General features: G+C 74.5%; 12 protein-coding genes. 7 read left to right on the top strand and 5 right to left on the bottom strand.

Annotated features, from left to right (window positions below; translation table 11 throughout):
* Positions 1–17 precede the first annotated feature (17 nt).
* Positions 18–866: a hypothetical protein gene (locus IG62_RS43355; protein WP_051798505.1), complete on the bottom strand. Its 849-nt coding sequence runs from the start codon at positions 864–866 to the stop codon at positions 18–20.
* Between the two features lie 108 nt (positions 867–974).
* Here IG62_RS43355 and IG62_RS0123990 point away from each other — a divergent pair, with 108 nt between their 5' ends.
* Entirely contained in the window at positions 975–2,522 is a 1,548-nt protein-coding gene (locus IG62_RS0123990) for a DUF6350 family protein (RefSeq protein WP_030806923.1), read from the top strand.
* 29 nt (positions 2,523–2,551) lie between these two features.
* On the opposite strand, the gene IG62_RS0123985 is transcribed toward IG62_RS0123990, so the two are convergent.
* Entirely contained in the window at positions 2,552–3,460 is a 909-nt protein-coding gene (locus IG62_RS0123985; protein WP_030806920.1) for a hypothetical protein, read from the bottom strand.
* A 260-nt stretch (positions 3,461–3,720) separates the two neighbouring features.
* On the opposite strand from IG62_RS0123985, the gene purN reads away from it, so the two are divergent.
* A complete protein-coding gene (gene purN, locus IG62_RS0123980) occupies positions 3,721–4,386 on the top strand; it encodes a phosphoribosylglycinamide formyltransferase (protein WP_030806917.1) in 666 nt (221 codons plus the stop codon).
* Positions 4,383–5,945: a bifunctional phosphoribosylaminoimidazolecarboxamide formyltransferase/IMP cyclohydrolase gene (gene purH, locus IG62_RS0123975; protein WP_030806915.1), complete on the top strand. Its 1,563-nt coding sequence runs from the start codon at positions 4,383–4,385 to the stop codon at positions 5,943–5,945. Before purN ends, purH begins: the two co-directional genes overlap by 4 nt.
* A 67-nt stretch (positions 5,946–6,012) precedes the next feature.
* Here purH and IG62_RS0123970 read toward each other — a convergent pair whose 3' ends face one another.
* Together IG62_RS0123970 and IG62_RS0123965 are read right to left on the bottom strand one after the other, a co-directional pair.
* Positions 6,013–6,573: a hypothetical protein gene (locus tag IG62_RS0123970; protein ID WP_030806912.1), complete on the bottom strand. Its 561-nt coding sequence runs from the start codon at positions 6,571–6,573 to the stop codon at positions 6,013–6,015.
* Positions 6,574–6,695: 122 nt separating this feature from the next.
* Positions 6,696–7,424, bottom strand: coding sequence for an RDD family protein (locus IG62_RS0123965; RefSeq protein ID WP_030806909.1), 729 nt, complete (start codon positions 7,422–7,424; stop codon positions 6,696–6,698).
* Between the two features lie 306 nt (positions 7,425–7,730).
* Between IG62_RS0123965 and IG62_RS0123960 the strand changes: the two genes are divergently transcribed.
* Complete coding sequence (locus IG62_RS0123960) at positions 7,731–8,585, top strand: bifunctional methylenetetrahydrofolate dehydrogenase/methenyltetrahydrofolate cyclohydrolase (protein ID WP_030413985.1); 855 nt, start codon at positions 7,731–7,733, stop codon at positions 8,583–8,585.
* Between the two features lie 95 nt (positions 8,586–8,680).
* A complete protein-coding gene (locus IG62_RS0123955) occupies positions 8,681–9,109 on the top strand; it encodes a DUF3017 domain-containing protein (RefSeq protein WP_030806905.1) in 429 nt (142 codons plus the stop codon).
* Between the two features lie 83 nt (positions 9,110–9,192).
* Here IG62_RS0123955 and IG62_RS0123950 read toward each other — a convergent pair whose 3' ends face one another.
* Positions 9,193–9,600, bottom strand: coding sequence for a peptidase inhibitor family I36 protein (locus tag IG62_RS0123950; RefSeq protein ID WP_030806902.1), 408 nt, complete (start codon positions 9,598–9,600; stop codon positions 9,193–9,195).
* Between the two features lie 331 nt (positions 9,601–9,931).
* On the opposite strand from IG62_RS0123950, the gene IG62_RS0123945 reads away from it, so the two are divergent.
* Positions 9,932–10,867, top strand: a complete 936-nt coding sequence (locus IG62_RS0123945; protein ID WP_030806898.1) for a peptidoglycan-binding protein — start codon at positions 9,932–9,934, stop codon at positions 10,865–10,867.
* Positions 10,864–11,769 carry a helix-turn-helix domain-containing protein gene (locus IG62_RS0123940; RefSeq protein ID WP_051798503.1) on the top strand — a complete coding sequence of 302 codons (906 nt, stop codon included), beginning with the start codon at positions 10,864–10,866 and terminating at the stop codon, positions 11,767–11,769. The genes IG62_RS0123945 and IG62_RS0123940 overlap by 4 nt, the downstream gene beginning before the upstream one ends.
* Positions 11,770–11,800 lie beyond the last annotated feature (31 nt).

Below are 11,800 nucleotides of genomic sequence, written 5' to 3'. Positions count from 1 at the left end.
CCGTTTCCGGGGGCCGGTCAGCGCACCTCGGGCAGGAGCCGGGCCTGGTCCGGATGGGTGCGGTGCACGGCCCGGTTCGTGTCGGACCCGGGATGCCGGGTGGCCGGTGCCTGCGCGACGGGCGGTACCGGCGGCCCGGCGTAGTGGTCCGGCGTGGCGACCGCGACGGACAGGGTGACCAGCGCGAACAGTCCGGTCAGCCCGAACGCGGCCCGGGTCGTCCGGCGGGCGCTGCGCTCGCCGCCGGCCCGTACCTGTGCACCGGTCGGCGGCGGCTCCCCGGTGGCGGGTCCGTCGTCCGCCGGGCCGGCGAGGAGGGCGGCCAGCCGGTCCCGCAGGATCGCGCCCTGCCGCGTCGGCGGCTGCCCGGCGAGACCCAGCTCGGGCAGCCGGGCGGCGAGCAGGTCCCGGGCGTGGGTGAGCCTTCCGGCCGCGGCCCGGGTGGTGGCCTCGACCTCGGCGGCGGTCGCGTGGAGGCCGAGCCCGAGGCCGTCGTGCAGCAGCACCCGCCGGTACGGGGCGGGCAGCGTGGTGATCGCCTCCCGCAGCGCAGGGTCCGCGTCGTCCGGGAGCTCCGCGCAGCCGGCTGTCCGTCCTCCCGGCGCCAGGCGGTGCCACGGCCGTAGCGCGTGGTCGTACACCGCGGCCCGCACCCAGGCTGCCGGATCCGGGGCCACCGCGACCTCCGGCCACCGCTGCCAGGCCAGCTGGAAGCCGTGCCGCACGGCCCGCCGGGCGAGCCGCGGCTGCCCGGTGAGCAGGTACGCCTGCCGGGTCAGGGCGGCGGCGTGGCGGGTGTGCAGCGCGTCGAAGGCGGTGGCGGCGGGGGACCGCCCGGCAGGGGGCGGGGAGGCGTGCGCGGTCATGCACAGCAGTGTGGAAAGCGGCAAACCGGCATCAGTCGCGACACGTGCGACACGGCGATCATTTCGCCGGTACGTGGTGGAAATTCGCTTTCTTGGCAGCATGGCGGCGTGAGCGAGTACCTCGGCAGCGGCCCCGCATGGTCCCCGTCCGGCCGGACCGCGACCCGGCCCTCCTCCGCGCTCGGCGCCGCCTTCCTCGGCGGGGTGACCGCCGCCGGCCTCGGCCTCGGCGCGCTGACCGTCGCGGTGCTGCTGCTGTGGGTCGCCGCCCCCTACCCCGACACCAGCCTGTCCCGGGCGCTGCACCTCGCCGCGGACCTGTGGCTGCTGGCGCACGGCGGGGGTCTCGTGCGGGACGTGCCGCACTCGGCCGTTCCGGCACCGGTGGCGCTCACTCCGCTGCTGCTCGCCGTCCTGCCGGTGTGGCTGCTCCACCGGGCCGCCCGGCACACCCTGGCCACCGCGGACGACCCCGGTCCGGCGGCCGGCCCGACCGCGCCGCGGACCCTGCTCGGCGCGCTGCTCACCGGGTATCTGCTGGTCGCGGGCGCTGCCCTGGGCTACGCCTCGGTCGGCCGGCTGGCGGCCGACCCGCTCAGCGCGCTGCTGTACGTCCCGGGCACCGCGGTCACCACGATGGCCGTCACCACCTGGCGGGTCCTGGGGCACGGCGGCGCCGCCCTGCTGCCCGAGGGCGTCCGACGGGTCCTTGCGAGGGTGCCGCGCCGACTGCGGACCGCCCTCGGCGGCAACCGCCTCGCCGCCGCCCGCCGGGCCGCCGGCGCGGGCCTCGTGGCGCTGCTGGTGGGCGGCGCCCTGCTCACCCTCGTCGGGCTCGCGGTGCACGGCGGCCGGGTGCGCCACGACCTGCTGACGCTCGCACCGGACTGGGCGAGCCGTGCCACGGTGCTGCTGCTGTGTCTGCTGCTGCTCCCGAACGCGGCGGTCTGGGGCGCCGCCTACGGGCTGGGGCCGGGGTTCACGCTGGGCGCGGGCAGCGCGATCGGCCCGCTGGGCGCCTCGGCGCACCCCCCGGTTCCCCGGTTGCCGCTGCTCGGCGGGGTGCCGGAGGTGGGCCCGGGAACGCCGCTGACCTGGGCGGTGGCCGTGCTGCCGGTGGCCGCCGGGATCTGGCTCGCCCGTTCGGTGGCCCGTATGGCGACCGACTCTGGTTCCGCGGACGGGCCCTGGTCGAAGTCCTGGCCGGCGCCCTGGCCGTGGCGGCGGACGGCCGGTGTCGCGGCGTTCGCGGCCCTGCTGTGCGGCGTCGGCGCGGCGGTGCTGGCGGGCCTGGCCGGCGGGGCACTGGGGCACGGCGCGCTCGCCGCGTTCGGCCCGAGCGGCTGGCGCACCGGCCTCGCGGCGGCCGCCTGGACCGCCCTCACCGGCGTCCCCGGCGCCCTCGCCCTGCGCTCCTGGCAGCTCCGGCGCGCCCGGGGAGCGGCACCGGCGGACGGCGTGGAAGCGACGACCGACGGGGAGGCGGCAACGGGCGGGGAGGCGACCACGGACGGGGAGACGACGAAGGACCGGAAGGCGCCGGCAGAGGGAAAGCCGGCGGCCGAGGGCAAGGAGACGGCCGACGGGGAGGAGACGGCCGACGGGGAGGCGGCGGCTGACGGCAAGGCGGCGGCCGCCGCGGCTCCCGGGGGCTGAGCGACCGGGCCGATCGCCGTGGTCGCTGGTTACTCCTCCACGCTCAGCAGCGGCCGCAGCTGCTTCGGCAGGAGCTTCTCGCAGGACTTGCCGGACGACTGCGTCAGGGCGTCGTTCACGCAGGTGAAGTAGTCGCGGTAGACGATCTGGACGGTGAACGTCGCGGCCACCAGCATCAGCGCGAGCGAGGCGGTCACCAGGCCCCCGACGGCGGCGGTGACCTGCGGCCGGGTGGTGGCCGGGGCGCCGGGGCGCGAGCCCTGGGCGGGCGGCCGGTGGGGGGCGGGGCGGCCCTCCATGGCGGCGGTGGTCGCCGCCGCGGTGGCCTTCGCCGGGTCCGGCTTGGCGCGCAGCGCGCTGATGCCCCAGTAGATCGCCAGCGCGCCGAGCAGCAGGGCGACCTCGGAGAGGCTGAAGAGTACGAAGAAGAACGCCCACATGCCGGCCAGCAGGGCGTAGCGGGCCCGGCGCTGGGCCGGGTCGGTGGGGTCCCAGCGGAGGTTGCCGGGGCCGCCGGGGCCGCCGCCGGGCTGGTTGTTGCGGTTGCCCGGGCGGGTGCCGAAGCCGCCGCTCTGCCGGCCCGGCTGCCGGGAGCTCCACTGGCTGCCCCAGCTCGGCGCCGGCTCGTCCGGTCCCGGCTGCGGCCGGTCGCCGCCGTCCTGCCCCTGCACCTCTCCCTGATCCTGGCCCTGAGCCTGATCCTGGCCCTGGGCGTACGGGGCCGGGTGCCGGGGCCGCCATTCCTGGTCGGGGGTGCCGGCCGGTGGCGGCGCGAACGGGTTGTCGCGGTCGGGGCCCGGCGAGGAGGGGCCGGAGGACGACGTCATGCGGCCGCGCGGCAGCAGCACCACCCCGGGGGCGGTGGTGGGCCGGGGGTGCCCCCCAGCGGTGGCCGGGGGAGGGAGCAGGAGGGCCGCGCGGCGGCGTCGGTCCGTCATCTGGAGTGTGTCTTCCCCTTGTCTCGTCCGTACGCGGGCCTTCGCGACCGGCGGCCGGATACCACGAACTGCGTGCAGTCTCACGCCCGACGCTACCTCCCGTCCCCGCCCCCGTCCCGCGGGGGCCGCTCGGTGTGCCGGTATCGTTGCTGACGGTCGGCGCCTTCGTAGGGTTCCCCGGATCTGCGGTACCCGCGGCCTTGTACGACCACACAAAGCATGTGAGCTCACCGCACGCGAGATCGAGAAAGAGCCCCGCCGTGGCTTCGTCCCCGCCCCCCGCCCCGCCCGCCCGACCCGCCGGGCCCGCCCGTCCGGCGCGCATCGTCGTGCTCGTCTCCGGTTCCGGTACGAACCTGCAGGCCCTGCTGGACGCCATCGCCGCCCGCGGAGCCGAGGAGTACGGCGCCGAGATCGTGGCCGTGGGCGCGGACCGCGGTGGCATCGCGGGCCTGGAGCGGGCCGAGAAGGCGGGCCTGCCGACCTTCGTCTGCCGGGTCAAGGAGCACGACAGCCGCGCGCAGTGGGATGCCGCGCTGACCGCGGCGACCGCCGCGTACGAGCCGGACCTGGTGGTGTCGGCCGGCTTCATGAAGATCCTGGGCAAGGAGTTCCTGACCCGGTTCGGCGGCCGGATCGTCAACACCCACCCGGCGCTGCTGCCGAGTTTTCCCGGTGCCCACGGCGTGCGCGATGCGCTCGCGTACGGCGCGAAGGTCACCGGATGCACCGTCCACTTCGTCGACGACGGGGTCGACACCGGCCCGATCATCGCGCAGAGCGTGGTCGAGATCCGGGACGAGGACGATGAAGCCGCGCTGCATGAGCGCATCAAGGAAGTCGAGCGATCGCTGCTCGTCGAGGTCGTGGGGCATCTGGCCCGGCACGGCTACCGCATTGAGGGACGAAAGGTACGTATCTCGTGACCGCCGAAGGTACGAAGCGGCCCATCCGCCGCGCGCTGGTCAGCGTCTACGACAAGTCCGGGCTGGAGGAGCTGGCCCAGGGCCTGCACGCGGCGGGCGTCGAGCTCGTCTCGACCGGGTCGACGGCCGGGAAGATCGCCGCCGCCGGGGTGCCGGTCACCAAGGTCGAGGAGCTGACGGGCTTCCCCGAGTGCCTCGACGGCCGGGTCAAGACCCTGCACCCGAAGGTGCACGCCGGCATCCTGGCCGACCTGCGCCTGGACGCCCACCGGCAGCAGCTGGCGGAGCTGGGCGTGGAGCCGTTCGACCTGGTGATCGTGAACCTCTACCCGTTCCGGGAGACCGTCGCCTCCGGTGCCACCCCCGACGAGTGCGTCGAGCAGATCGACATCGGCGGCCCCTCGATGGTCCGGGCCGCCGCCAAGAACCACCCCTCGGTCGCGGTCGTCACCAGCCCGGCCCGGTACGCCGACGTGCTCGCCGCGGTCCGTGACGGCGGCTTCGACCTGACCGCCCGCAAGCGGCTGGCCGCGGAGGCCTTCCAGCACACCGCCGCGTACGACGTGGCCGTGGCGGGCTGGTTCGCGGACGACTACGCGGCCGCCGACGACAGCGGCTTCCCCGACTTCCTCGGCGCGACGTACGCGCGCAAGAACGTGCTGCGCTACGGCGAGAACCCGCACCAGGGCGCCGCGCTGTACGTGACCGGCGAGGGCGGGCTGGCCGAGGCCGAGCAGCTGCACGGCAAGGAGATGTCGTACAACAACTACACGGACACCGACGCCGCGCGCCGGGCCGCGTACGACCACGCCGAGCCCTGTGTGGCGATCATCAAGCACGCCAACCCGTGCGGCATCGCGATCGGCGCGGACGTCGCCGAGGCGCACCGCAGGGCGCACGCCTGCGACCCGGTCTCCGCGTACGGCGGCGTGATCGCCGTCAACCGCCCGGTGTCGGTGGCGATGGCCGAGCAGGTCGCCGAGATCTTCACCGAGGTCATCGTGGCGCCCGGCTACGACGACGGCGCGGTCGAGATCCTCGCCCGGAAGAAGAACATCCGGGTGCTCCGCGCCGAGGGTGCCCCGGCCGCCCCGGTCGAGGTCAAGCAGATCGACGGCGGTGCGCTGCTGCAGGTCACCGACCGCCTCCAGGCCGACGGCGACGACCCGGCCAACTGGACGCTGGCGGCCGGCGAGGCGCTGGCGCCCGAGCAGCTGGCCGAGCTGGCGTTCGCCTGGAAGGCCTGCCGCGCGGTGAAGTCCAACGCGATCCTGCTCGCCAAGGACGGCGCCTCGGTGGGCGTCGGCATGGGCCAGGTCAACCGCGTCGACTCCTGCAAGCTGGCCGTCGAGCGGGCCGGTGAGGAGCGCGCCCGGGGCTCGTACGCGGCCTCCGACGCCTTCTTCCCGTTCCCCGACGGCCCGGAGATCCTCATCGCGGCCGGCGTCCGGGCGATCGTTCAGCCGGGCGGTTCGATCCGCGACGAGCTGGTCGTCGAGGCCGCCAAGAAGGCCGGCGTGACGATGTACTTCACCGGCGCCCGGCACTTCTTCCACTGAGCGGCCGAAACGGCCGGAGGGCCGCACCCCAGCCGGGGTGCGGCCCTCCGCCGTGTGTGCGGTGCGGTCAGTAACGCGGCCGGTTGAACCAGGCGTTGCCCTCGTCCTTGGAGACGAAGACCAGCACCAGGATGCCCAGCACGGTGTGGACCAGGCCGAGCGGGAAGGTGAGCAGGCTCAGGATGATGTTGCCCACGCCGAAGACGATCGTGCCGATGCGGACGCCGGAACCGCCGTTGGCGAACTGCAGGGCCAGGGTGATCGCGGTGACGGTGAAGATCACGATGACCACGATGACCGCGATCAGCAGGCCCTTGCCGATGTTCATCGCCGTGATGTCGTCACTGGTGGTGTACGCCGAGGCGTTGTGCGACGCCTTGCTGACGCCGCCCAGTCCGGCCACGGCGAGGACCAGGCCGATGAGGTTCAGCCCGGCCAGCACGAACAGCATCACCCGGGCGGCCTTGACCCCGCCGGGCATCACCGTCGGGTACTGCGGCTGCATGCCGGGCATCGGGCCGCCCGGGTAGGGGCCGTACGGCGAGGGCTGCGGCGGCTGCTGGGGATAGCCGTAGCCGGGCTGCTGGCCCGGAGGCGGGCCGTAGGGGTTGGGGTTGGGGTAGCTCACGAGCGGTGTCCTTCAGGCGACTTGAACGGAGCCGCGAAGGCCCCGTTCGCGCTGTTGCGAGGGGGCCTTCGGGGAGTGGCGCACGTCCGTCGGGGCGGTGCCCCGGCCGGAATGCCGGTGCGTTACTGGGACTTGACGACCACCGTGCCGGCGATCTTGTCCGCGAACGTCTGCGACTTCTCGTCCCAGAGCGGCCACAGGTAGCCCAGGCAGCAGAACCCGTCGAGGATGTGGCAGAGCTTCCGGACGAAGGCCATGCCGAAGCCGATCGGCTGGCCGGTGGCCTCCTTGACGAGGCGGATGCCCAGGGCCTTCTTGCCCGGGGTCTGGCCGGTGCTGCCTTCCTTGGCGAGCACGAACAGACCGGCGGCCAGGCCGATCAGACCGGCGATCGCGATGAGCACGAACGAGCCGACCGGAGTGGCGGTGTCCGCGGCCTTGTTGTAGGCGTCGCTGATGCACTGGATGTCGCCCGGCGGGCAGGACGAGGTGTCCGGCGTGACCGTCGCGGCGCTGGCGGACATGGCCAGCGCGACGAAGTACAGGATCGTCGGGAGCAGACCCACGATCAGGTAGTCGATGAGGTAGGCGCCCACGCGCGCGCCCCAGCTCGCGTAACCCTGCGGCATGCCCGGCATGCCGTAGCCGGCCTGCTGCGGGTAGCCGCCGTACGGCTGCTGCGGCGCGGCCTGCTGCTGGGGGTAGCCGTACGGCTGCTGCGGGGCCTGCGGCTGCTGCGGGTAGCCGTAGCCGGGGCCGCCCTGCGGGGGCACCGGGGGCTGCTGCCCGTAGGGCGCCTGCGGGGCCTGCGGGGGCTGGCCGTACGGGTTGTTCGGGTCGCCGAAACTCATGTGGTGTTTTCCTCCGTTGGGTCAGTGGGGGACGACGCAGCGTGACTCGGAGGAAAAACAGGTTTCACTGGCCCGCCCCCGACGATGCCTGCGGCACTGCGGCGTCAATCCTTCTAGGTGGGCGTTGACTCTGTCCAGTCAGATAGCGGAGCCGTTGTCCAAGTGCAATGATCACTTCCGGCCATATCATGTCCGGTTTCTGCAGGGGCTGATGGGGCCCGGGGCGGGCCGCCGCGCGACCGGCTGCGCGGCCCCGGCGCGCGCCCTGAGTGGAAGGTGACCGCCCTCATCCGGGAGGATGGAGACATGACTGCCCAGATTCTGGATGGCAAGGCCACCGCAGCCGCTATCAAGTCCGAGCTCGCCGCCCGCGTCGAGGCCCTGAAGGCCAAGGGCGTCCAGCCCGGCCTGGGCACCCTCCTGGTCGGCGACGACCCCGGCAGCCGCTGGTACGTCAACGGCAAGCACCGTGACTGCGCACAGGTCGGCATCGCCTCGATCCAGCGCGAACTGCCGGAGACCGCCACCCAGGAGGAGATCGAGGCGGTCGTCCGGGAGCTGAACGAGGACCCGGCCTGCACCGGCTACATCGTCCAACTCCCGCTCCCCAAGGGCATCGACGCCAACCGCGTCCTGGAACTGATGGACCCGGCCAAGGACGCCGACGGGCTGCACCCGATGAGCCTGGGCCGGCTGGTGCTCGGCATCGAGGGCCCGCTGCCGTGCACCCCGTACGGCATCGTCCAGCTGCTGCGCCGCCACGACGTCGAGATCAAGGGCGCCCACGTCGTCGTGGTCGGCCGGGGCATCACCATCGGCCGCCCGATGCCGCTGGTGCTCACCCGCAAGTCCGAGAACGCGACCGTGACCCAGTGCCACACCGGCACCCGCGACCTGTCCGCGCACCTGCGGCAGGCCGACATCATCGTCGCGGCGGCCGGTGTGCCGCACATCATCAAGCCGGAGGACGTCAAGCCCGGCGCGGCCGTCCTGGACGTCGGCGTCAGCCGGGACGAGCAGGGCAAGATCGTCGGCGATGTGCACCCCGGCGTGGCCGAGGTGGCCGGCTGGGTCGCCCCCAACCCCGGCGGCGTCGGCCCGATGACCCGCGCCCAGCTGCTGGTCAACGTCGTCGAGGCGGCCGAGCGCGCGGCCGGCTGAGCCGCCCGTTGCTTGCCCGTACCCTCGAAGAGGTGACGCCCGGCCGCGGACGGCCGGGCGGACCGCCGGACCAGAAACCGAAGGGACCTCCAGCCATGCCAGCCGAAGCGCATTCGGACGGCGCCTCCGAGCCGCAGCGCTCCTCGCGCCGCTTCCCGACGCTGACCCGCGACACGGCCCGGCCGGAGGGCGGCGGACGGGCCGCTTCCGGCGAGCACTCCGCGCCCGCCCGGCAGTGGCCGCTGCTCACGGTCATGGGCGGGGTCGCCCTCGGGCTGCTGCTGGTCGCGCTCGACGCGTTCCGCATCGGCAGCCTGGTCGTCGGGCTGTCCCTGCTGGGCGGCGCCGCGCTGCGCTGGGCGCTGCCGTCGGTGGGCATGCTCGCGGTGCGCTCCCGCTTCACGGACCTGGCGACGTACGGCGTGCTCGGCTTCGTGATCGTGGTGCTGTCGATGATGGTGCAGCCCAAGCCGTGGATCCACGTCCCGTTCCTGGACGACATCGTGCACTTCACCGTGCGCTGACGCGGCGCCCGCGACGCACGGCACGACGGCGGCCCGCCCCTTCCCCCGTGGAAGGACGGGCCGCCGCCGTGTGCTTCAGGGCGTCAGCACCACTTGTTCGAGTAGATGGTCATGAGGTTGGCGCCGATGAACTTCCAGCCGGTGCCGCGGTTGAGCTTCGCGTGGTGGCCGCGGAACTTGGGCTTCTCCCAGACCGTCACGTTGCAGCGGGTGCCGTTGTTGTACGCCGACAGCGGGTAGTTGAAGGCGCCGCCGTAGCGCCGCAGGTCGCGGTTGTTGCCCGCGACCTTCTTCGGCGTCCCCTTGTAGTTGGCCTGGGGGTAGACGCACAGGTAGCCGCGGGGGCAGTTGCTCGGGGCCCGCAGGACGGTGGCCGAGCCCTGCTTCGCGGGGGCGGGGGCGGCGCTGGCACTGACGGCCGGGGCCAGCGCGAGCCCTCCGGTGACGGCCGCGGCGGCCGCGGTGAGGGCGAAGCGCTTGCGAGCGTTCATGGTCGGGTTCCTCCCCGTAGGTGATCAGGAGGCGGCGCGGGGTGGACCGCGCCGCCGTGGTGCGTCACCGACTGTGCGCCCCGCGCCGCACCGCCGCCACAGACTCCGGACCGATGGGGACCCCCTGGGACGTCCCAGCCGCTGACCTGCGGGGACACCGGGTCCGCGGACGCCGCGGTGGGACGGCGGGGCGAGGGGAAGGGGGCGGTACGGATGTCCGGATACCGTGCGGAAACCGTAAAAAGGGCAACCGGAGGGTGCATCCGGGCCATCATCGGCGTGTAGGGGGCTGCTGGCCTCGGGGGAAATGCAAACGCGTATGGGGTGGAACATGTCGCGTTGGAAAGGGCTGCCCGAAACGCTCGACCATCGGGTGCGGCAGCTCGTCGTACAGCTGCGGAGACTGAAGGACCACAGCGGGCTGAGCCTGGCCTCGCTCGCCGCCAAGACCGCCTACAGCAAGTCTTCCTGGGAGCGCTATCTCAACGGCAAGAAGCTGCCGCCGCGGGAGGCGGTGGTGGCGCTGGCGCGGGTCTGCGGCGCCGACCCGACCCGGCTGCTGGCGCTGCACGAGGTCGCGGCGCAGGCGTGGGGCGCGGAACGGGCGGGGGCCCGGCCTGTCGGACCTTCGGAGCGGGCGGGGCAGTCCCGCTCCCCGGGGGCGGCGGAGCGGGACGAGGCCGCCCCGCCCGCGGAGGACGAACCCGCCACCCCGGCACCGGCCACCCCGGCACCGGCCACGCCGGCACCTGCCACCCCGGCACCCGCCCCTTCAACTTCCGCCGCCCCCGCGCCCGTTGTGGCGCCGCCCGGTCGTTCGTGGCTGCGGCGCGGGCCGCTCGCCCTGCTCGGCGGGCTGGTCGTGGTCGCGGTGGCCGCGGTGGTGCTGCTGGCCGTCCGGCCCTGGCAGGACGACGGTGGCGGCGGACGCGGGAGCGGCACGGCGACGGCCGGCCGGACCGCCGCCGCCACACCCGCGTTCAGCCACCGCGTGGGGGAGACCTTCCGCTGCCATGTCCGGCGCGCCGCAGGTGTGTTGACCGCCGACCGCAGCCGCAGCACCACGGCGATCCTGGGCAGCGGCGCGACCGGCTGGGAGGTGGTCGAGGCGCAGTGCCTGCTGAACCACCGGGGCTACGACCCGGGACCCGTGGACGGCATTGTCGGGGAGCACACCATGCGCGCCGTCAAGCGGCTGCAGGCCGCCGCCGGGCTGCCCACGGACGGGATCGTGGGCCCCGACACCTGGAAGGTGCTGCGCCGGTGAGCGGCCCCGGCAGCGGGCTGTGCGAGGGTGTCGAGAGCTCCCGACTGGCCGCGGGGATGAGGGAGTTACGCGGCCGTACGGGGCTGAGCCTGGCCGCGCTCGCGGCCCGCACCCCGTACAGCAAGTCCTCCTGGGAGCGCTATCTCAACGGCAAGAAGCTGCCGCCGCGGGCCGCCGTGGAGGCGCTGTGCCGGCTGGCGGGCGAGCCGGCCGGGCGGCTGCTGGCGCTGTGGGAACTGGCGGACGCGGCCTGGAGCGGACGGGCGGCGCCCGCCGCGGACCGGGCGGAGGCCGCGGCCGCGCGGGACGCCACGGTCGAGCCGGGCCCTGCGGCGGAGACTCACCCCGCACAGCCACAACAGCAGCAACAGCCACAACAGCCGGAGCAGCTGCCGCCCCCGAGGAGGTACCGGCGGGTGGTGGCCGTGGTGGCCGGGGCCGGTGCCGGGGTGTTGGCGCTGGTCGTGGCGGTGACGTTCCTGGCGGGGGAGCGGGCGGGGGAGGCCCGCGGTGGCCCGGCCGCGAGCGCCACGCCCAGCTCCTCGGCGGTGACCGGCTGCCGCGGACGGTCCTGCGACGGCAAGGACCCGCAGTCGATGTTCTGCGGCGGCGAGGGCATGGTGGACACGGTCGTCGAGGCCACCACCGCCCGCGGGGAGCACATCCAGGTGCGGTACGGCACGGCGTGCGAGGCGGCCTGGGGGCGACTCCGTGACGGCCGGATCGGGGACCGCATCGAGGTCACCGCACCGGGCTCGCTGCCGCGGTCGGTGCGGGTCAGGGACCGGTTCGACGCCGAGGGCTACCTCGTCACGCCGATGGCGGCGGCCCGCGGCCCGCGGGGCGTCCGGCTCTGCCTCTACCCCGCGGGCGGCGGCCCCCGCGAGTGTTTCGCGCACTGAGCGGACCGCCGGAGCGCAGGCCGCCGGAGCC

Origin of the sequence: Streptomyces sp. NRRL S-337 (genome assembly GCF_000720175.1) — a bacterium.
Classification (GTDB): domain Bacteria; phylum Actinomycetota; class Actinomycetes; order Streptomycetales; family Streptomycetaceae; genus Streptomyces; species Streptomyces siderophoricus.
Note: the sequence above shows the minus strand (reverse complement) of the source record. Positions and strands in the feature narration are given on the sequence as shown.

Bases quoted from the DNA above. Each gene is read 5' to 3' on its own strand.
- IG62_RS43355 (WP_051798505.1), bottom strand. From the start codon at position 866: ATGACCGCGCACGCCTCCCCGCCCCCTGCCGGGCGGTCCCCCGCCGCC.
- IG62_RS0123985 (WP_030806920.1), bottom strand. From the start codon at position 3,460: ATGACGGACCGACGCCGCCGCGCGGCCCTCCTGCTCCCTCCCCCGGCC.
- IG62_RS0123965 (WP_030806909.1), bottom strand. From the start codon at position 7,424: ATGAGTTTCGGCGACCCGAACAACCCGTACGGCCAGCCCCCGCAGGCC.
- IG62_RS0123960 (WP_030413985.1), top strand. From the start codon at position 7,731: ATGACTGCCCAGATTCTGGATGGCAAGGCCACCGCAGCCGCTATCAAG.
- IG62_RS0123955 (WP_030806905.1), top strand. From the start codon at position 8,681: ATGCCAGCCGAAGCGCATTCGGACGGCGCCTCCGAGCCGCAGCGCTCC.
- IG62_RS0123950 (WP_030806902.1), bottom strand. From the start codon at position 9,600: ATGAACGCTCGCAAGCGCTTCGCCCTCACCGCGGCCGCCGCGGCCGTC.
- IG62_RS0123945 (WP_030806898.1), top strand. From the start codon at position 9,932: ATGTCGCGTTGGAAAGGGCTGCCCGAAACGCTCGACCATCGGGTGCGG.